Origin of the sequence: Paenibacillus sp. FSL R5-0928 (assembly GCF_037970385.1) — a bacterium.
Classification (GTDB): Bacteria; Bacillota; Bacilli; order Paenibacillales; family Paenibacillaceae; genus Paenibacillus_AQ; species Paenibacillus_AQ odorifer.
Genome location: NZ_CP150225.1, coordinates 4,539,493 through 4,559,208, shown reverse-complemented (window position 1 = coordinate 4,559,208; position 19,716 = coordinate 4,539,493). Strand labels below are relative to the sequence as shown.

18 protein-coding genes are annotated in these 19,716 nt (G+C 42.5%); 10 read left to right on the top strand and 8 right to left on the bottom strand.

What is annotated here, in order from left to right; genetic code table 11:
• The first annotated feature begins 12 nt into the window (after nt 1-12).
• The 3 genes from MKZ16_RS20555 (at nt 13) to MKZ16_RS20545 (ending at nt 5,288) form a co-directional block, all read left to right on the top strand.
• Nucleotides 13-1,032, top strand: a complete 1,020-nt coding sequence (locus MKZ16_RS20555; protein ID WP_036688825.1) for an LCP family protein — start codon at nt 13-15, stop codon at nt 1,030-1,032.
• A gap of 223 nt (nt 1,033-1,255) precedes the next feature.
• Nucleotides 1,256-4,426 (top strand): GNAT family N-acetyltransferase, encoded by a 3,171-nt coding sequence (locus tag MKZ16_RS20550; RefSeq protein ID WP_076104961.1) that lies wholly within the window; start codon nt 1,256-1,258, stop codon nt 4,424-4,426.
• Nucleotides 4,413-5,288, top strand: a complete 876-nt coding sequence (locus MKZ16_RS20545; protein ID WP_076104960.1) for an amidohydrolase family protein — start codon at nt 4,413-4,415, stop codon at nt 5,286-5,288. Before MKZ16_RS20550 ends, MKZ16_RS20545 begins: the two co-directional genes overlap by 14 nt.
• A gap of 137 nt (nt 5,289-5,425) precedes the next feature.
• Here MKZ16_RS20545 and MKZ16_RS20540 read toward each other — a convergent pair whose 3' ends face one another.
• Entirely contained in the window at nt 5,426-5,815 is a 390-nt protein-coding gene (locus MKZ16_RS20540; RefSeq protein ID WP_076104959.1) for a hypothetical protein, read from the bottom strand.
• A gap of 275 nt (nt 5,816-6,090) precedes the next feature.
• Here MKZ16_RS20540 and MKZ16_RS20535 point away from each other — a divergent pair, with 275 nt between their 5' ends.
• Entirely contained in the window at nt 6,091-6,480 is a 390-nt protein-coding gene (locus MKZ16_RS20535) for a BlaI/MecI/CopY family transcriptional regulator (RefSeq protein ID WP_036688814.1), read from the top strand.
• Complete coding sequence (locus MKZ16_RS20530; protein ID WP_076104958.1) at nt 6,480-8,309, top strand: M56 family metallopeptidase; 1,830 nt, start codon at nt 6,480-6,482, stop codon at nt 8,307-8,309. Before MKZ16_RS20535 ends, MKZ16_RS20530 begins: the two co-directional genes overlap by 1 nt.
• Nucleotides 8,310-8,834: 525 nt before the next feature.
• Here MKZ16_RS20530 and MKZ16_RS20525 read toward each other — a convergent pair.
• Entirely contained in the window at nt 8,835-9,461 is a 627-nt protein-coding gene (locus MKZ16_RS20525; RefSeq protein ID WP_076104957.1) for a glycoside hydrolase domain-containing protein, read from the bottom strand.
• Nucleotides 9,462-9,579: 118 nt separating this feature from the next.
• Between MKZ16_RS20525 and MKZ16_RS20520 the strand changes: the two genes are divergently transcribed.
• Together MKZ16_RS20520 and MKZ16_RS20515 are read left to right on the top strand one after the other, a co-directional pair.
• Nucleotides 9,580-9,819, top strand: a complete 240-nt coding sequence (locus tag MKZ16_RS20520) for a hypothetical protein (protein ID WP_141118455.1) — start codon at nt 9,580-9,582, stop codon at nt 9,817-9,819.
• 23 nt (nt 9,820-9,842) lie between these two features.
• A complete protein-coding gene (locus tag MKZ16_RS20515; protein WP_076104955.1) occupies nt 9,843-10,436 on the top strand; it encodes a hypothetical protein in 594 nt (197 codons plus the stop codon).
• Between the two features lie 77 nt (nt 10,437-10,513).
• Here MKZ16_RS20515 and MKZ16_RS20510 read toward each other — a convergent pair whose 3' ends face one another.
• The gene (locus tag MKZ16_RS20510) at nt 10,514-11,068 is read right to left on the bottom strand and encodes an XRE family transcriptional regulator (protein ID WP_076104954.1); all 555 of its coding nucleotides are present in this window, start codon (nt 11,066-11,068) and stop codon (nt 10,514-10,516) included.
• A gap of 124 nt (nt 11,069-11,192) precedes the next feature.
• On the opposite strand from MKZ16_RS20510, the gene MKZ16_RS20505 reads away from it, so the two are divergent.
• Nucleotides 11,193-11,774 carry a LysE family transporter gene (locus MKZ16_RS20505; RefSeq protein ID WP_036688794.1) on the top strand — a complete coding sequence of 194 codons (582 nt, stop codon included), beginning with the start codon at nt 11,193-11,195 and terminating at the stop codon, nt 11,772-11,774.
• Nucleotides 11,775-11,791: 17 nt separating this feature from the next.
• Here MKZ16_RS20505 and MKZ16_RS20500 read toward each other — a convergent pair whose 3' ends face one another.
• Nucleotides 11,792-12,781 carry a ketoacyl-ACP synthase III gene (locus tag MKZ16_RS20500; protein ID WP_076104953.1) on the bottom strand — a complete coding sequence of 330 codons (990 nt, stop codon included), beginning with the start codon at nt 12,779-12,781 and terminating at the stop codon, nt 11,792-11,794.
• A 286-nt stretch (nt 12,782-13,067) separates the two neighbouring features.
• On the opposite strand from MKZ16_RS20500, the gene MKZ16_RS20495 reads away from it, so the two are divergent.
• Complete coding sequence (locus MKZ16_RS20495) at nt 13,068-13,883, top strand: CAP domain-containing protein (protein ID WP_256717307.1); 816 nt, start codon at nt 13,068-13,070, stop codon at nt 13,881-13,883.
• A gap of 121 nt (nt 13,884-14,004) precedes the next feature.
• On the opposite strand, the gene MKZ16_RS20490 is transcribed toward MKZ16_RS20495, so the two are convergent.
• The 4 genes from MKZ16_RS20490 to MKZ16_RS20475 are packed head-to-tail and all read right to left on the bottom strand — an operon-like array spanning nt 14,005 to nt 18,135.
• Nucleotides 14,005-15,111: an endospore germination permease gene (locus MKZ16_RS20490; protein ID WP_036688787.1), complete on the bottom strand. Its 1,107-nt coding sequence runs from the start codon at nt 15,109-15,111 to the stop codon at nt 14,005-14,007.
• Between the two features lie 23 nt (nt 15,112-15,134).
• Nucleotides 15,135-15,377: a hypothetical protein gene (locus MKZ16_RS20485; RefSeq protein ID WP_036688786.1), complete on the bottom strand. Its 243-nt coding sequence runs from the start codon at nt 15,375-15,377 to the stop codon at nt 15,135-15,137.
• A gap of 2 nt (nt 15,378-15,379) precedes the next feature.
• Nucleotides 15,380-16,549, bottom strand: coding sequence for a Ger(x)C family spore germination protein (locus MKZ16_RS20480; RefSeq protein WP_170914174.1), 1,170 nt, complete (start codon nt 16,547-16,549; stop codon nt 15,380-15,382).
• 5 nt (nt 16,550-16,554) lie between these two features.
• Nucleotides 16,555-18,135 carry a spore germination protein gene (locus MKZ16_RS20475; protein WP_235219569.1) on the bottom strand — a complete coding sequence of 527 codons (1,581 nt, stop codon included), beginning with the start codon at nt 18,133-18,135 and terminating at the stop codon, nt 16,555-16,557.
• Nucleotides 18,136-18,472: 337 nt separating this feature from the next.
• On the opposite strand from MKZ16_RS20475, the gene MKZ16_RS20470 reads away from it, so the two are divergent.
• On the top strand, nt 18,473-19,687 hold the full coding sequence (locus MKZ16_RS20470; RefSeq protein WP_036688783.1) for an MFS transporter: 1,215 nt from the start codon (nt 18,473-18,475) through the stop codon (nt 19,685-19,687).
• Nucleotides 19,688-19,716: the final 29 nt, after the last annotated feature.

Here is a 19,716-nt window from a genome sequence, read left to right as displayed (position 1 = left end):
GTGGAGGAAATTATGTCTAACAAACGCAAGTGGACAACAACCCGTAAAATTCTGACGAGCATTGGTCTTGTCTTAGGCGCAGCTATTATAGGGATTGGAGTATATGCAGGGTATTTATATAAAAAGACGGATGATGCGATACAGCGTATGGCAGCTCCAGTCACCATCCAGCCCACAGCTGCTCCAGAGGAAAAAAAGGAGACGGTATCGGTTGAACCTATGATTTTTCTGCTAGCCGGGGTAGATAGCCGGGATGGCGGTGGTGGAGTAATGAATACCGATGTTCTGATGCTTGTCAGCTTCAATCCGGACACGAAGTCGACGAGTTTCTTATCTTTACCACGGGATTTGTTGCTAAAACCTAAATCGTTGCCTTCCCGCAAAGCCAATTATTATTATGCTTATCATTACATAAAAGACAAAACAGAGGCTATTCCAAATACAAAAGAGTTCTTCAGCAATTTGCTCGGTCTGCCGATTGAGCACATGGTTGTGGTGAATTTTGATGTGTTGCAGAAGACCGTGGATTTGCTTGGCGGACTGACTATAGATGTCGATATGGATATGAAATATACCGATACGGCAGATGGTACACACATCGATTTAAAGAAAGGCTTGCAGAAGCTGGATGGCAAACAAGTTCTTGATTTTGTACGGTACCGTAAATCGAATCAAGGAACGGCTGAATCCTCCGATTTCCAGCGCAATGATCGGCAGCAGCAAGTAATCAAGCAGATTCTGGATAAGCTAGGAAATTTCCAAGGCGTGTCCCAATGGGGAAATGTATTGGATATCATTGGTGAAAATGTGAAGACGGATATTCCTCAAGCAGATCTGCAGCAGTGGTTATTCAACTTCCCTAAACTTAAACCAGAGCATATTAATTCCTTACATGTGGAATCTCTTTGGAAGAGTCCGTATGTCTATGTGAATAAAGAGGATCTAAAACAAGCACTTACTACTCTGAGTACGGAAGCAGGCGTCAGCTCCGAAAGCTCATTACACTTGGAGAATGTTGGGACGGTGGATTAACATCAACAAACTGCTCTTAGGAGCAGTTTTTTTGTAGCTTTCTGCCGGCTGTGAGTTTATGTAGAAAATAAGGTGAAAGAGTTTTTTACCTCGTATTGAGCTTCCAATTAATAGTATAATAAGAACTCGTAGGAGTTATTTCAATATGTTGTAGAGAGCTTATCCACAATAACTTTATGCGAATACATACTCATATTTTTTTGAGGAATAAGGAGATGAGAGCATGACTGTAAAAACTACTGCGGAACAAATCCGCATTATCGAATACGATTCTTCTTATGCTGGGGCGGTCGCAGAAATGTGGAACCGCAGCAACGAAAGCTGGGGCGGAGGCACTAATCAGAGAACTGAGGACAGTGTGCGCCGTGAGATGGAGATCTCGTCCAATCTTAATGCCTTTCTTGCCGTTGATGGCAAAGAGGTAGTCGGCTTCTGCAGCTTCGCCCACTACCGTCAAGATGAAGGGGCATTGTATGTCCCGCTATTGAATGTACGGCCCGATTATCACGGATACAAGGTTGGCCGCAATCTGATTCTGAACGCTGTTCGCCAAACAATAGAAGCGGGCTGGCCACGTCTTGATCTGTTCACTTGGGCAGGTAATACGAAAGCCGTACCGATGTATAAGAAATGCGGATTTTTTTGGGAGAAAAATGAAGATTACGTCCATCTGATGAACTTCATTCCAACTGTATTGCAAACGGAAGCACTTGCTCCTTATTTTGAAGAACTGGATTGGTATGCAGACAGTACCCGTGAACTTCCCATCCAGCCAGATGGCCGCCAGGAGCGTGGCTTTGATTTCTTTGATTATACTTGGCAAAAGGGAGAACTCTCCTTGCGGGCGGAATTCGAGAAGACTGGCCGCGGTCTGACCGCTCTTGATACACCAGACTATGAAATCTCTACGGAAATTGATGATCATGATCTTGTGTTTGGTTCGACCTACAAGATTCGCTATCGCATCAAGAATCGTTCGACGTCTGAGCTGGCTATTGAGATCGAAGGCCAGAACGATAAAAATATCCGTTTTGCTCTATCTGCTGCGCGAATACTCGCTCCAGGTGAAACGGTTATCGTGGAAGGTGATTTTGAGCTTGATTCAGTTCGGGAAGAACAGAACGATAAGAAGACACACCCCGTTGTTATGAGCAAGTGGATCATCGGTGGCAAGCGTGCGGAATTCCGCATTGGCGTTGCTCCTAAATTTCCACTCAAAATGAAGATAGCGCTGCCACACCGGGAATTGTATCTGGGTCTTCCTTCGGAACTGTACCTTAATGTGGAGAATAATTTTGCTGCAGAAGCAGAATTTTCTTTTGATTTGCCCGAAGACGAATTCCTGATGTGGGCGGACCGTACAGTAAGCTTTACTGTTCCAGCTAAGAGTAAGGCTTCTATTCAAGTACCCTTTACCCTAAATTCATACGGTCTTTATTCACAGGCTATTGAGGTAACGGCCGTTCCGGTTGGAGAGAAGGCAGTCACCTTCATAAGCAAGCTATCCGTTCTAATGAAGGGAACGCATGGCCGCTTTGGCGGGGAAAACGGGGATCAGTGGGTGGCTGTGAATGGCGCTTACTCTATTCATCTTAATAATACCGACAATGGAATGTGGATTGAATATCCCGGCTCGAGCCATAATTTCTGGTTGACCCATCCGAAGTTAGGCAAGCCATTCGCAGAAGAATTCTCTAAGAAACAGGCCAAAGAAGTAAAGATCTATTCTGAAGGGGAGAGCCAGGTTCTCGAATCTCTTTACGAGTCGGAAGAATTCCCGGGTCTTGAGATAAAAAGAGTGGCTAAGCTATTTGCCAACGGAATCGCTGAGTTTTATAGTGAGGTCTGCAATACCAATAGTGATATTCTGGAAGAAGACATGTATCTGTTGACGAATTTCGGCTTTTTCGGTAAACAGCTCATCTTGCCATATCAGGGCCAATACGTGGACATGGGCGATGCTTACTCAGGCGATCCAAGTCTTTGGGACAGTGCACAAATTACGGAGAACTGGTTGTTCTGCAAGGAAGAGAACGTCACATGCGGAATCTGCTGGGATCCTTCGCTAAAATTGCTTCGTCCGGAATACCCGCTTGGGCTGGAGCATAATCTTGGCCGAATCTCCGCTGGAGATGTCGTACGGACAAAAACTATGGTGTTTGCTCTTAACACCTTCCTTAAGTGGTCGGAATTCCGCGCCTTTGCCCTAAAACAGCAGAATTCGGTCATACCGGTGTTGGATGACCATCTTGAGCTAACGCTCGGCGGTGGAAATCCTTTTGCGGCAGGGGCACTTCATGCCGAGCTAATCGAACGAAAGATGACACCGCTTGATGGAAGCCTTGAATTGTATGTACAGGCTGATGGAGAAGAGGAGCGAAGTGTCGCTGAGATGGAGTTGCAAAGAGGACAAAATTTGCACTCCGCTGGTTTTGAACTCTCTACTGAGGATACAGAATCACCAGAACACAACGAATCTGGCCGTAAGGTCCGGGTCGTCTATCGTGGTGAGGATCGCATTCAAGAGCGAACAGGCCTCTGGTTTCCACAAACGGAAACAAGCGTTGTTTGTGGGATAGAAGAAGGACCTGCGGGTCCCATTTACACAGTGAGCAACGGAGTTCTATCTATTGCAGCTGCTCCTGATTTTGGCAGCGTTGTGCATTCCTTGAAGCACCAAGGAGAAGAGTGGCTGGACAGCACCTTTCCGAAAGCTGAACCACGTTCCTGGTGGAATCCTTGGCATGGTGGACTCGGTGTGGGTATTTCTGGCATAGGCGGATTTAGCCGGTTGCAGGAGCCAAGAAGCGCAGCTTGGACGGAGCAGATGGATGATCACGGCAACGTCTGGAAGGGATTGAGACTGACCACTTCGATGGAGAAGCAGGAAGCAAACCGGGGGATCACGATCAATCAGCATTACCTCATGCTGCCCGGAGTTCCTGTGCTCTGTGTGTTGATTTCAGTAACCAATGAAAGTGGAATGACGCTACCGCATTATTCGCTATCCGAGGATAGTTACTTTAAGCCTTCACCAATCTATTCGGAAGGCTGGATGGAGCTCCCAGAGGAAGGCAACTTCCCTATCGGGAAGGTCGAAGCCCATCTGGAATCCAAGGGGCTTATCCGAATCGGTGCAACTTCGCGTAAAGACATGCTGCATGTGGTGCATAGTTATCCTAATCAGAGAGCTATGTCTTACGTGAACAATAAGGTATTCACATATGGTGTGAATCACCATCTACTACTTCTGAACGGAGAAACCGCTTGGACACAGCCGACCTTCATGATCATGGGAGAGCTCGCTCTGGATCCAGAGGCAGTTCGTAATCTTATGAAGGTGACCTTTGCTAGTGCTTCTGACAAAAAGGAGACTATAAATGCCAATCATTGATATTCACATTCATCTGTCGGACATCGATAGCTTTCATCAGACAGCACTGGACCTCTCCAAAGTTGATTACACAGCTGCTGGGCTCAAAGCGGAGTTTGACAAGAACGACGTTGTTCTCGGCATTGGAATGGGGGTCACGGAGCAGACGAAGGGAGCCTTTCCTGACTCTGCCTCTCCCAATCCGATGGGTCTCGACTTGGAAGCCAGTGTACCGCCGTTCTTAATGGAATGCGTGGGCATTAATCCGAATATGCTCGGAGGAAAGGATGCTTTGGATGAGCTGGACCGAATTGAGGCACGGCTGCAAGCTCCTGAGGTAGCTGGTATTAAGCTCTATGCCGGGTACTATCATCATTACGTTTATGACAAAATCTACTCGCCGATCTATGAGCTGGCAGCCAAGTACGGCACGCCTGTGGTTATTCATACCGGTGATACGTATTCGATGAATGGATTGCTTAAGTATGCGCATCCGCTTACCGTGGACGAACTAGCGTTCCAACGGCGCGACGTGAACTTTATGATCTGCCATCTAGGCGATCCCTGGGTGATGGATGCTGCCGAAGTGGTCGCCAAGAATCCAAACGTCTATGCCGATTTGTCCGGTCTCGTTGTTGGTGACCGGCCTCATTTTGAGCGGTTCATGAATGAACCCCTGTTTATGGATCATTTTCGCCGGGCGTTGGTGTACTCTGATCACTATGAAAAAATGCTGTTCGGTACCGATTGGCCACTCGCGCCTATTGACCTGTATGCGGAGTTCGTCCGCCGACTTGTGCCTGAGCAGCACCACGAGAAAGTATTTTATGAGAATGCCTTTGCATTATTCCCACGCATCCAGCAGAGAATTGCAGCGCTCTGAGCGGAGCGGGACAGTATATCTGAAGCGCAGGAAAATAATATAATTACGAACAAGCCATCCTTAGTTAGTACTAAAGGATGGCTTGTTTTTACATTTGTATGATGACCATGCCTATTTTTAGATTGAGTTTCCAAATTTTAATCTTCCTTTTCTTTACTTAACAGATCAGCTAGCTCAACCGAATTCTTATTTCTTAAATCCAGCATCTTTTCGCTATTGCTAGCTTTAATCAGGAAACCATCTTTCGTTTTAAAATCCATATAAAGGCTGAATCCGACGACCTTGGAATTAGCGTAAGTAACAGTCATTCGATAAGTTGGTTCACCCACATCAACAGACCCACGTACTTTTTTTACAGTTCTTATAGCATCTTCGAAGATTTGAAGGCTTTCACGGTCAGTATAAGTGATTTCTGTTGTTTCGGATACAAGATTGACACTAACGATCTTTTGCGTGGGTCTGACTAATACAAATAATAAAATCAGTAAAATTATCAGTGAAAATGATAGAATACTAAATTTTTTCATAACCGACCTCCTTACTTAAGAATAATGCAGACCAATCACTTAGTTTCCAAAATAGTTATAAATTTCAGCTGAGTGTGCGTTGGTTATCTCATTGTTGGAATCTTATAAAAGTTCCTAGGGTTCTATTTATTATTTGCTACTGGACTGGTGAAACCTTTATTAAAATAATAAACGTCTAAGAATGTATACATATTTTAGAAATAATGTGCTTGCTTTTTAATTATACGTTTGTATAATGAATGTATTACACAAATGTATAACAAGGAGAAATAGGGATGAATAACAAAATCAAACGCTTGCCAGATGCTGAACTGGAAATTATGCTGGTGATTTGGCGAGCCGAGAGTTGGGTTAGCTCCTCTTACATTTTGAATCAACTGGGGGATAAACGTAAGTGGGCGCTTGCAACTTTGATGACAGTGCTGTCACGGCTGGTTGAAAAGGGCTTTCTATCTTGCGAAAAAGAAGGGCGGAGCAACCGTTATCTCGCTGCAATTTCTGAGACAGATTATAAAGAGAGCGAAGGGAAGTCGACGCTTGAAAAGCTTTTTGGCAACTCTGTGCAGGATATGGTAATGTCCTTATACAACGGAAAGGCGATTGATAAAAGCGATCTTGCTGAGTTGCGGGAAATGCTCGATAGAGTAGATAAGGAGGAATCCTGATGATAACAGGTCTTTTTACAGATTTTCTGGTTATCTCTGTGACCATAAGTTTAGTTATTATTGGCTTAATCACATTAACTCCCTTGTTAAGAAAACATTATTCGGCTAAGTTGAGCTATTGGATATGGTTGATCCTAACCCTGCGATTATTGTTGCCATTCAACTTTTCCTTTACCAATCCTCCTGTGGCGATTCAGCTACCCGAAGGTCAGGCCATAGCAACTGTCTTTCAAAGCTCAGTGTCCCAGAATTTGCAGGCGGATACGTCAGTAATCTCTCAGCCGGTCCAGACAGGGGATGTAAGCCATATCCCTTCTATAACTAATATCTTAGCGTACATCTGGGTTACTGGAGCTGTGCTTTTTTTAGGGTATCATTTGCTTAGTTATTTCTTTTTCAGAAAACAGGTATTACGTTGGAGCAGCCCTCTTCAGAGAGAGGATATGTTCTCCAAGCTCAAACAAGTCGCTAAAGAAATGCATGTAACACCCGCCATTCCGGTTCTGATAAGCAGTAAAGTTCCGAATCCGATGCTAATGGGTTTTTACAAGCCAACACTATTCTTGCCGCATGATCAATATAGTGAGGAAGAGCTGGAGTTTATCTTAAAACATGAGCTGGTCCATTACAAAAGGCATGACATCATATATAAGCTGCTGCTACTGATTGTGCAGGCAGTGCATTGGTTTAATCCATTGGTCTGGTTCATGGCACGCGAAGCTGTCCGTGAAATTGAAATTTATTGTGATGACACCGTTGTACGTAAGCAAAATGCAGCATATCGAAAGAAATACTGCGAAGCTATTTTATCGGTTATGCAAAGTAATGCTACTCGGCATGTAGCTTTATCAACGAATTTTGCAGGAGGAAAACACTCGATGAAGCAGCGATTCGGCAGTATTTTAAATATGAAAGAAAAACGAAATGGAGTAGGCGCATTTCTTGCGGTCTTAATGGTGGTTGGTGTAACAGCAGTGCTAGCAGCCTGTACGAACCTAACCGGACAATCTACAGATACGGCGGCGCTCAAACCAGGTACTATCTATTCTTACAGCTCTAGTGGCGAACAAGTTGTTGTGCATGACGCTGGGAATACGTATTCCATGGACGAGGATGGTAATGTCTCTGTCTCCTATCGGAAAGGGGAGATCCAAGCGCAAACGCCTTTAAAACTTGATACGACTGGAACTGAAATGGGGATGGGTAGAGCGGATACCGGATTTTATATCTCCGAGGACAAAACTGCAATTGTATATGGATTTGCGGATGGTAAAGAATCCCCTCTACATGTATTAATCAGCGATGACATGGGAAAATCGTGGAATAACTACAACATTGAAGGTGCTAAGGGTTATGATGCCAAGTTCATCGGGTTTACTGACAAGCAAAATGGTTGGATCGTCTCCGGAGGTTCTGTAGGTGTGGGACGTTCGCTAAATTATGTATACCAGACCTCTGACGGCGGGAAGACATGGACGGAGCTTGGAAATCCTAACGATTTATACGCGGAAAGTTTAGCCGGGGCAGGGTTTTCTAACAAGGATATCGGATTCTTAGGGTTCAGATATTATGAAGATAATGGGCCTGTTATTTATTGGACTAAAGATAAGGGTAAGTCATGGGAAAAGCTCGTGGTATCCCTGCCGGAAACCTTTGATGAATATCAAAAAACGCCGCTTTCACCTATTTTTAATGGAAAAGAGGGATTGTATCCTATTCTGCTCAGCAAAGAGGGCAACACTGTAGGTACCATCTATCTGTCGAGTAAGGACAACGGCCTGAAGTGGACGTATGATTCAGCATATGATCAAATGGGCGATTCTAAATAGGAGCAAGTGGAGCAGGGGGTGGTCTACAAAGATCCCGCCCCTTTTTTATATGGAGGGCTGACGATTTTAATATGTAGTGGCTTTTAATTGTATTTCGTACAGCTATTTTCGCTCGAAAAACTCGCTCCTGAAGATAGTTGTATTTTGTACACCTATTTTTTAGTTTTTTGCCGCTAAAGCTGATAACTGTAATTTTTAATTGTATAGAATACAGTTAAAGTGAGAAGTTAGCCTTTTACAGACGAAATAAGTGTATAAAGTGCAGTTATCTCATAGGTTGCATAAAGTTAGAGCGATTTTTCTCCGAGGGTTGCCCAAAGGAGACCTTAAAGTCGGATAGCTACGATTTATCATTATCTGCTTAAACTTCCGCTACAAACCAAAAACACCAGGCAGAGCTTCTCCAATAATCGGATAGTCAATGCCTGGTTGTCTTTTTACTATTTTTTTAATAACGAGACTTTATTTGAATCTATCATCATCTGCTTTAGTATAACGCCTCGTCACCGATAAAAGAGGAATAAATTACTTTTTCCAGCCTCCACCGCTATGTGAGGAGGACTCTACATAGTCTACGTTGATTTTGCCAGTGCTCGTTCCTACCTCAGTGTTGAAATTATATTGTCGCAGGTTCCAATCATCGAAGGTTCCCTGCCAGTCATTATCTATGATGAAGGTGTAACGTGTTGTGGCGGAATTAGTGCCTCGAATATGAGAGCAGACTGCTCGTGATCCGTAGATACCCATTTTATAGCCTTTGGAATTTTTAGTACTGCTGTCTAGCACTGATTTTATGCCTTGAAAATAAGGTACTATATTGTTTGTGATTTCGGTAGAAGTCATATCGCGGTCTATGGCAAAATAAATCGGAGTGCTGCTGGTTTGTCCCAAATCACTTGCTAAGCCTACAGCCGTTTCAGCATCTTTAACACCATTGGCTTTCGTAAAATGATCGAGCGATTTGCTGATTTGATAAAGGGATATGATATATAATCCCCCATCTGAAATCCGTGTAATCTCAGCTGAGGTAAGACCATCCTGATATCCTTCGACGCGATTCAAATAGCGGCAAACGAATGTGAATTTATTATTTTTAAGTGTAGTTAATCTTGCTGCTGTTACATTTGTAGCTGTATCACAACCTAAAGCCATTGTAATTGCCTTCTTTCAATTATTTTGTTAAAGGTTTGGCGCCAACCTCCCTATCAATATATGAGAAAACTTTCACAGATTCTTGGGGGAACCACGAAATGAGAGAAAAAGAGGCAGATTGAGAGGATTAATAGAAGGAGAGACTTTGATCACTTATTTTACTTTCATTATGGATGGAGGCGGGAAAGGTACGAGCGCTGCACTAGTAAAGGATGGGATTACTTATGTTTCAGCCAGTCACTGGGAAGCGGCAGGGTTGAAGGTTGTATGGGATAAATCGCATCAAAGAGCGAAGTTTACTGGATGGGGAAAAAAGATAGCCGTTCGTATTGGAAGTAAACAGGGAGTTTATATCTAACAGATTCCGCAGGACAAACTCGCTTGCTAACGAACCTTGGTTCGCAGTTATTCGATGCTGTTCAATTCGATTTTCAGAAGACGCCGAAAGGTCTAATCTATCTAACCGTAACAGATATTTACGGAGAACCACATATCAATAATAAATGGTATACCATGATTATTAAGGATGGAATGGTCATTCGCCACGCAAGTGTAGGATACCATCTTCGTTATGGTGACAATGTAAAAATAGCTGGCAATCAGCTCCTGCTTACCGATGGTAAAATATTACGATTAATTGAAGATGGAACAGGGAAGGTAACGGAGACGATTAATCTGAACACCCTAGGTGGTAATTCGGATAATTATTTAGTGGAGGGAATGGACGAGGATTTTCTGCTGATTAGGTCCAATCAACAAGGTTTCCTCATGATGATAGATCGCAAAACAAGTGCCAAAACATTGTTGTACAAGGCACTTCTTGACGTAGAGCAGCAAAAATATGCCGAAACAAACGACCTTCCTTTTTTTGGAGATAACCTGAAGTTCCTGAAAAGAGAAGGGGATGCCCTGCTTTTTAATAATGAATATGTACAAGACGGTAAGGTTTATAAGTTTATGCTGGACGGTTCATAATGGGGAGGCTGAGTGGCGTCTCCGCAGGTTATCATAGTAAGATTTGATCCCAAGGTTTAAGAACCTTGGTTTTTTTGCTAACTAGAATAGTATAAGATCATGCTTAAACGGGTCAATGATTCTCCTGGATTATAATATACATGGGGTTTGTCTGCGTTAAACGTGATAGAATCACCAGATTTTAATAGATATTCATTATCATTGACACGCAAAGACAATTCACCATCAAATACAGTGATTAATTCTTCAGTTCCTTCCATATGTGGATTGGCATCAAGGTATCCACCTTCGTCTATCTCGACTGTATAACCCTCAAATCGTTTGCTTTCATCAAATGGGAAAGATGGATACACTCGATATTTTCCGTTGTCTTCAAGCAGTGGTTGAATCTCATTTCTTAATGTTATTCTTGTGTCAGGTTTTGGGTAATCTATCAGCGTAGAAAATGAAGTTTTTAATCCATTGGCGATCTTCCAAATGGTTGTAATGGTAGGTGTTGATTCGCCTCTTTCGATTTGACCAATCATTGTTTTGCTTACTCCTGTTAATTCTGCCACCTTTTCCATGCTTAAATCTTTACTTCTTCTAATCTTTTTTATATTCTCCGCAATGATTTGATTTATCTCTTCCACGGTAATTCTCCACTCCCTATTTACTTTATAACGACCAAGATATACAATAAAACGCACATAAGGACGTTATAACGTCTGATAAATACATTATAACATACAAAAAGGGAAGGGGAGAAATAAGTTAGTGATTGTTTCTTTGTTTTTATATGCATTTGTTGCTAGCTTTACTCCGGGACCCAATAACATTATGGCAATGACTTTTGCAAACCAGTTTGGTTTACGAAAAACAATGAAATTCTGTTTAGGAGTGGGCACAGGTTTTTTCGTGATCATATTGTTATGTTGCTATTTTAATATACTTCTGATTAATCTTATCCCAAAGATTGAATCTATTATGGCTGTGATAGGCGGAGTCTACATGTTTTATTTAGCATTTAAAATTATTACAAGTAAACATCAAGAAAATGATGGAAGTGGCGATAAACACAACAGCTTTATTGCGGGTATGCTTTTACAATTTATTAATCCAAAAGGGATATTATATGGAATCACAGTTACATCTACATTTATTCTTACCTCTCATTCTTCCTATTTTAGTTTATTGAGTTACTCTATAGTCTTAGCTCTCATAGGTTTTATGGGCACTTTTAGTTGGTGTTTATGTGGTTCTCTTTTCAAAAAAATGATATCTAAATATAGAAGTCAATTTAATATACTGATGGGATTGTTGTTAGTGTATTGTGGAGTTTCGATAGTGATAGGATGAATAAATGAAGCCTCATGTCAATAACGCCATAACATTGAACCGGCTTGATAACCTGATCCCAATGTCCAAAATAACAAGTTATCGCCACGTTTGATCAAACCATGTTCAATTGCACAATATAAGGCCAGAAAGGGACTGCTTGTGCCAGTATAGCCATATTCGTCGGCTACATAAATAATTTTATGCTGATCCAGGTTCAGCTTAGCCTGAAGTAATTTAATATTAGCCAATGTAAATTGTGAAAAACAAAAAACTTGTATATCCTCGAATGTTAGGTGATGTTTGTTCAATAATTCAACAATAGATGTTTCCGCAAATCGTACACTGTCTATTCCGCTGAATCTCCCCCAGTGTAAGTAGCGGTGTTCAGCCCCATCACGCAAAGACTTAGCCAATCCTTGAGCGGGGTACACAATTTCTTCTGTAAAACGGCTGTCCGAAAGATACCTTACGTCAATTAATCCACTCTCTGAATGGTCTTTTTCTAAAATGAGGGCTACGGCGGCATCGCCAAAAATTGAATATGTTATTGGATGTGATGGATCAGCCCATAAATTTAAAAAATCCGAACCGATAACCAACGCTCTATCTCTATCAGGATCATCGTATAAAGTACGAGCAGCCTGTTCAACCGCAATAAACATTCCTATACAATTCCCATTCAAGTCATAGCAAAGCGTATCATCTTTACCTTTGATAGCTTTGTGAATAAGCAATGAATTCGTTGGTGATAGATATTCCGGAGTTGAGCTGGAAAAAAGAATCAGGTCTATATCTGCAGATTTCAATGAAGCACCATCAATTGCTTGTTGAGCGGCATTAATCGCCATCGTCAACGAGTTCTCCTTCGTTCCTTCAATAACATGGCGTTTTTTTCTGCCTGTCTTTTTAAGAATCCGCTTAATATCTATGCCTTGCTTTTGAAAATGGTCAATAAAATATTGGTTGTTAATCACTCTTTCAGGACAATAAATGGAGACTTGTTTTATCGAGATACCTTCTAACATAGCATGATCACCCCTTGTAATAATTTTGCAATCACATTACATTAAGTAATCTAAAAGTATCTATTTACCTAACAACGCCCGCTCATTTCTATAAGCTTGTTTGTCCAAAAAAATTTGTGATGTTATAGTTTATTATCTTAATAAAGCATAACACTAATTAGTAAAAAATTCTATAAATTCCTAAAGGTGTAACAAAATCAACGAATCTAATATATCCACTAAGATTAAGTCCACAGCAACCATGTTGCGGGTGGACTTTTTTGCTTTTTATATTTTTGAATTAGGGATGAATAAATCAGTGGTACTTTACAAAAACTTTATTCGATTAAGTCACTACTTTGCCAAATCAGGAGGGGTTCTTATTAAACCATTTATCGTTATAGTAGCGCTATTACTCGTTACTGCTTGTTCGGGTAATAACTCGGCCAACAACCAAATGACTACTCAACAAACGAAGGTTGACAATCATGCTCGTAAAACTACCTCAACGTCAACTTTAACGCAAGCATCTTCCATTTCCACGGAGAATGCAGGGAATTCAACAATTAAGACTAAACAAGTTCCTGGCGATGTAACGAAATGGCTGGATGGGTTCATCCGCACCAATCCACCTACAGGAGGCACAACAGACCAAACAACGTATCCGCAGCAGTCGGCCAAACCACAATATTCTGCAAATCCGCAACATTCTGCTGTCCCGCAGAAGTCTGCAAATCCACAACCATCCGCCAATACATCCCAATCAGTACAGCAAGTATTGGATCTTGTGAATAAAGAAAGAACGAATGCAGGCTTGAAGCCCCTTAGTTTAAATAGCGAACTTTCGAAAATGGCTTTGGCTAAAGCGCAGGATATGTATGACAACAATTATTTTGACCATCAGTCTCCTACGTATGGATCTCCGTTTGATATGATGAAAGCCTTCGGGATCTCATACAATTCAGCAGGGGAAAACATCGCCAAAGGTCAGTCGAGTGCAGAAGAAGTAATGAACCAATGGATGAACAGTCCTGGTCATCGTGCCAACATCCTGAATAGCAGCTTCACAGAAATTGGAATAGGTTACTATAACAGCGAGTGGGTTCAAGAATTTATTGGTTAGTGCGATTAAAGTAATAAACTTAACAGGGGTGTCCTAATAAGCTAAAAGTGGCTGTAGGGCATCCCTACTTTTCTGAAGTCTGCAAAATGAGATAGGGGATATTGAATCCGTATAGAACGGGTTATTTTTTGTGTTTTTTTATATGATAACGAATGAAAGTGACCAATAGAATCAGAAGAAATGGCAGGGTGTAAGCTAGGTTAGTGATCAAGGGCCATGTAATATTCACGATTTCCTCAAGCTCAGACTCTTGTGTGTAAGTCGTTACAGATAACAGCAGGCAAACAAAAGCAAGAGGGAAAACAATTAAACGTTCATCCTTCAATCTCAGAAGCTCCTTTAGTACTTTAATAAGAATAAGCAGCAGGATAGAAGCCTTGAAATAGAAGCCGATAATGAGTGAAAAACCAATCACGGATTCGATTCTTTCAATGGTTTCCTGAAAATAAATGAGTCTCGCCAACTGATATAATGAATATTTTAAGCTGCCGGACAGTGGTCCCAGTACCATAATACTGCTAATGACAGAAGCAATTAACGTCAGGGCATTGATGATGAGTGCAAGATACATTTGTTTTCCCAGTTTAGAATTGTCTTCTTTACGCACGAACGGTAAAATCATCGAAAAAACGATAAGCTCGGAATAGGGAAAGCCATAGACTACATATGCAGCGCTTAGGATAGGCCTAAATCCATCAGGCATGATGGGCAGTAGGTATTCGGGATGATATAACCCTGCTACGAGTATCCAGACTAAGATGATAAATCCGAACATTAGTGACATTAGGACGGCTGCCATGCGGGCAATCACTTCGATTCCAGCTAGAGCTGTCATCGCAATCGTTATAAAAAACATGGTATTTACCGCGTAAGTGGGCGTTTCTTTTAACATCGTACTTTTGAAAAAGGTTCCGATCTCAATTACAATTCCTGCGACATTCCAAAACAGCACACAAGTGAAAGGAATTAGGAGGACAAGGGTCAGTCCGTTTCCAAGTACGGAGCGACTTTGTTCCACAAGCGAAAGATCTGGCGCTCGTCGGTTCAAATATAGAATGCCGGAAAGCAGAAGCATTCCTATGGCCGAGGCGATTAAGAGGGATATCCAGGCTCCGTTGCCGGCAAAGTTAGTTAATGATGCAGGGACGATGACGATTGAGGAACCGGTCATAAAGAAGAGAAACAGCATGGACATTTGGATCGAGCTAACACGTTCTTGCTTATTCATACGTTCCTCCTCATTCTTTAAGCTTATGAAATGGTTGGGTTGATCCAATGGACGATGTGCTCAGCTGGAGCCGTAAGTAAATTGAAGATGGAGTCTAAATTGGGCCATGGCTTAGCTGCAATAAAGATAAATCCGAGATAAAGTACGGGTAGTAATAATACTCCATAAACTACTCGATCGCGGATGGAGGCTTGCCTAAACCTTGGGATGTCATGGGCTAGCATAGCGGAAGCTAATAAGAGGACGCAGATTATTTTTCCCACCATAGCTACTTCTCCTTTGTTCCGAATATTGTGCCTGAGTTCATTCCAGTGCTTAACACTTTGACATCAACGTTGATATCGAACTGAGTCTGGGCGAATGTATCCTTCCATTGAGGCTCTAGTTGTTTCCACAGCTGCGGATTTTTCCGGTAAATCTGATTGCCAATTCCGAGTGCGTCGATCTTTTTTGTTTTCAAAAACTTGGTTGCATGCTCAACCTGTTGTTCAACCTGAGTTATGACACGCTGCTCAAAAAGCTTCATGTCCTTATTGTTTTTTAAATGTGAGCAACGTAATTCTCCGATCATCCCTTCAATAGCAATTTTTACACCGACGGATACAGAACCATTTTTCACGGTTGGAGTAAGCGTACTGTTGAAGGTAAGCACTTCAAGCGTTTCTTTTTTTCGCAGCGGTTCTTCGGTTTCATCCGGGCAAGGAAATTCTAGTACTCCATAGATATATCTATCCGTCAGCATCATGAATGCTTCTGTATCCTTTTCCTTTAGGATGTCAATCATTTTCCCGTCATGGATTACAGCCAGCCCAGATATCAATGGTTTATGATCCAAACTGGTCTTATGCAGGTAAGGGATGATGGAAGTATTGGAGGGGCTACACATTTGTATAGCCAGCTCATAGAGAGGAATCTTGGAAGTTTTTGCGGCATATAGAGCACCGCTCGTCTCCATTCTCTTATACTGTTGACCAATGGTCTGCTCGATAAACGGGTTGATATCTAAAAATGGTGCCGCAGATTGCTCAGCGATGAGAGGAAGAACGGTACCACGTGGTTCTTGATCTCTGGAGAAAAAATCAAGCACCTCCCGGATGTTCGAGGTTCTGGCTAGTTGCTCCCCGATTAATATGACACGCATATGATCCCATTTGGCTTTTCGACCAAATTTTGCCGGGATCTCCCTTATTGCTTCAAAAAAGGTTTCTCCACTTGTAACAATATTAATTCCCTTCGACGCTGGATCCCCTGCTTGTCCCATTTCTATTTTGGTGGAAGGATTATAGAAATGTGTCGTGATCACAATCCGATTGTCTTCGCTTTGGTCAATGGCGACCGCCTGCACATACCCATACTCGTCCAATTCTTTATTATCCCAGCATCCGCTAGTTAGAGTGAGTACAAGAAGGGAAATTAGTATGGTAGTAAGTCGCTTCACTATATCTACTTCCTTCCTGAAGTCTTTTTATATAGGTGTCGATTCCGTGGTGAATGAAGCAGCAGTCTTCTCGGAAGTAGAAAAATAGAATCACGTACTCTTTTGAGATCTAGCGGAGCTAACGAGTCTAAATACGGTTCTCCTAAAGAGCGCAAGGTAGCCAGATGGAGGTAAATTAGAATAAAACCGACCATGATGCCAAGTCCTCCGAACGTTGCCGCGAGAATCATTAAGGGAAACCGTAAAATCCGCAGCGCAATTGCCATATTGTATTGAGGTAGCGCAAATGAGGCAATGCCCGTCAAAGCGACGACAATGACCATGACCGGAGAGGCAATCTGCGATTGAATAGCCGCTTGTCCAATGACCAATGCTCCAACGATACTGACGGCCGATCCAATCGGTCTGGGTAAGCGTATGCCCGCCTCTCTCAAAAGCTCAAAGAAAAACTCCATGATCAAAGCTTCAACCATAGCCGGAAAGGGGATTCCTTCGCGTGTGTTTAGAATGGCAAGCAGCAGAACCGTGGGAATTAGTTCGGAATGGAAGTTGGATAAGGCAATATAGGTACTGGGTAACAGCAGGGCGATGATGAAGGCAGCGACCCTAATCAATCTTATCAATGATGAAAAAATGGTTCGGTAGTAATAATCTTCGCTATTCGTAAAAAACTCCATGAAATTCCCGGGACAGATCAGAATGGAAGGACTTCCGTTAACCATAGCAATAATCTTCCCGTCTAGCAGAGCTGTTATAGCTGTATCCGGTCGTTCTGTGTAGCGGACTTGTGGAAATGGTGAGTAGAGAGAATCACCGATCCACTCTTCGAGATAGGAGACGTCAAGAATTTCTTCCTGATCAATACTTGCTATACGTTGTTTGAATTGATTTAATGCTTCTGGTTTCACCACTCCATCCAGATAACCATAGGACAACGTTCTTTGAACCTGCTTACCAGAGGTAAAGAACTCGAACTTAAGATTAGTAGATTTTAGCAAACTACGAATAACACCTATATTACGCTCTAAGCTTTCTATAAAGCTGACGTGGGGACCTTGAACAGTAGGCTCTGAAATGGGCTCAGAGGTTTGGCGCTGTTCTACATCAAAGGCATAATAGGCAACGGCTTTTTGCCAACCTGTAAAGAAAAGGACAACTTTCCCATCAAGAATCCCCTTAATGGCTTGACCGATATTGTCCATTAATTCAAGCAGCGGTGATGAAACACCATTTTTTTCAAAATAAGAGATGACATCTTCAACGGTTACGTCCAAGGTGGGCCCCAGCTCATGCGGAACTATATTTTGCAAGACATCTTTAAAATAATTTGTAGGGTCAGACTTAGTAAGTGTATTGAAATAGACGGATGAGGCTTCATACTTAAGATCCGGGCCATAATGCCATGGAATAACCTTTAGGTCTGAGCAATTGGCAAAACAGTCATTAATAATCTGCAAGTTGTCTTCGAGAGACGCAGAGATAGCATGGGAAAAAAGATCCTTCATTGAAAGCTCATTTTCGGCTTCGATTTGAGGGGGCACCTTAGGATTAGACGGAGGCGTCTTGGCGTTAAAAAATTTCCGCATGCAATTCTCCTTAAATAAATTAGATGTTAAGTGTGATTTTTATCTTCTCCCTTATTTAGGAATTTATTCGGAAGATAGAGATAGATCAAATTCTTCTCAAAATGAACAATTGGAACTGGCTCATGGAGGAGTTGCGATGTTATAATGAACATAATTTTTTCAGGAGGTGCTCCTTGTGACCCATTCCATTCGTTTATGGTAGTCCGTGGTGCAAGACAAGTGAACTCATTCATTTTTTTGAGATAAGGAAATGAGTTTATTTGTGATGTGCCTGTTTCAGTGTGCCTATGCTCATGGAATGAGTTTATCTAAGTTTTTAATCAAAGGAGATGACCTTATGCAAATACAATGGAAAAAAGCCTTCGCCCTTATTTTTAGCGGACAGATTTTCTCGATTCTCACGAGTTCGATGGTTCAATTCGCGGTGATCTGGCACTTGACGGAATCGACAGGGTCAGCGGCAGTTTTGATGATTGCTGGGTTGGCAGCGTTTTTGCCGCAAGCGGTCTTGGGTCCTTTCGTAGGGGTTTGGCTGGACCGTTGGAATCGTAAAATAACAATGATTATTGCTGATAGCGCAATAGCGCTTTTCAGTCTGATATTAGGTATTTATTTCATGTGGGGGGAACCGGGACTTGGTTTTGTGTATGTCATTCTGAGCTTGCGTTCGGCGGCTTCGGCCTTTCATGCCCCGGCTTTTCAGGCGGCTGTTCCGTTGATTGCACCTGAAGAAGAATTGACAAGAGTCGCGGGCTGGCAGCAGATGGTGTTCTCTTTCTCGAATGTAATTGGTCCTGCAATTGGGATAGCGGTTTACTCGGCAACTTCGCTTGGGGCGGTATTGCTACTCGATGTGGCCGGGGCTTTGATTGCGAATCTGATGCTGTTCATGGTGAAGATCCATCAGCCTAAAGTGCAGGCTACAGCTGCGCCGTCTTTCGTTCAAGAATTCCGTTTGGGTTGGAACGCACTCATTCAAGCGAAACCCATTGTGTTGATTACGGGGGCTACTGCGGTGTTTAGTATCGCATTTATGCCGCTGGCGACACTGTTTCCTTATATGACTTTGTCTCATTTTGGCCGTGGAGGATACAGTGCCAGCCTGGTGGAAGCGGTGTTCAGCATCGGGATGATTTTAGGTGGTCTGCTATTGTCGATGTTCTCATCAAAATGGAGCGACATTAGCTATATGAGCGTAGGTCTGCTAGTCATCGGTCTTACCTGTGTGATCAGTGGTTTGATTGGTCCGAATGCATTTGTGATCTTTGCCATTCTCTCGTTCTTCATGGGCAGTGCGGCACCCTTCTTCAATGGTCCCTTCATGGCGATGATCCAGCGTTCTTTTGAACCCGAGATGCTTGGGCGTGTCATTTCACTTGTGACCAGCATTATGATGTTGTCTTCGCCAATTGGACTGCTGTTGGCAGGACCTGTAGTGGATCGATACGGAGTGCAGCTATGGTTCCTCGGTTCAGGAATTGTGGTGATGCTGACCGCTCTGTTTATTTTCATCCAGTTTCGGCGGCTGGCGTCCGCGATTCCGATGAATTGATTAGGGTAAAAACTTTCCTATGAAAAGAG

Excerpts from the sequence above, each read along its gene's own strand:
- MKZ16_RS20550 (WP_076104961.1), top strand. The coding sequence starts at position 1,256 with ATGACTGTAAAAACTACTGCGGAACAAATCCGCATTATCGAATACGAT.
- MKZ16_RS20545 (WP_076104960.1), top strand. The coding sequence starts at position 4,413 with ATGCCAATCATTGATATTCACATTCATCTGTCGGACATCGATAGCTTT.
- MKZ16_RS20500 (WP_076104953.1), bottom strand. The coding sequence starts at position 12,781 with ATGTTAGAAGGTATCTCGATAAAACAAGTCTCCATTTATTGTCCTGAA.
- MKZ16_RS20535 (WP_036688814.1), top strand. The coding sequence starts at position 6,091 with ATGAATAACAAAATCAAACGCTTGCCAGATGCTGAACTGGAAATTATG.
- MKZ16_RS20490 (WP_036688787.1), bottom strand. The coding sequence starts at position 15,111 with ATGAATAAGCAAGAACGTGTTAGCTCGATCCAAATGTCCATGCTGTTT.
- MKZ16_RS20495 (WP_256717307.1), top strand. The coding sequence starts at position 13,068 with ATGAATAAATCAGTGGTACTTTACAAAAACTTTATTCGATTAAGTCAC.
- MKZ16_RS20540 (WP_076104959.1), bottom strand. The coding sequence starts at position 5,815 with ATGAAAAAATTTAGTATTCTATCATTTTCACTGATAATTTTACTGATT.
- MKZ16_RS20555 (WP_036688825.1), top strand. The coding sequence starts at position 13 with ATGTCTAACAAACGCAAGTGGACAACAACCCGTAAAATTCTGACGAGC.
- MKZ16_RS20470 (WP_036688783.1), top strand. The coding sequence starts at position 18,473 with ATGCAAATACAATGGAAAAAAGCCTTCGCCCTTATTTTTAGCGGACAG.
- MKZ16_RS20530 (WP_076104958.1), top strand. The coding sequence starts at position 6,480 with ATGATAACAGGTCTTTTTACAGATTTTCTGGTTATCTCTGTGACCATA.
- MKZ16_RS20475 (WP_235219569.1), bottom strand. The coding sequence starts at position 18,135 with ATGCGGAAATTTTTTAACGCCAAGACGCCTCCGTCTAATCCTAAGGTG.
- MKZ16_RS20525 (WP_076104957.1), bottom strand. The coding sequence starts at position 9,461 with ATGGCTTTAGGTTGTGATACAGCTACAAATGTAACAGCAGCAAGATTA.
- MKZ16_RS20485 (WP_036688786.1), bottom strand. The coding sequence starts at position 15,377 with ATGGTGGGAAAAATAATCTGCGTCCTCTTATTAGCTTCCGCTATGCTA.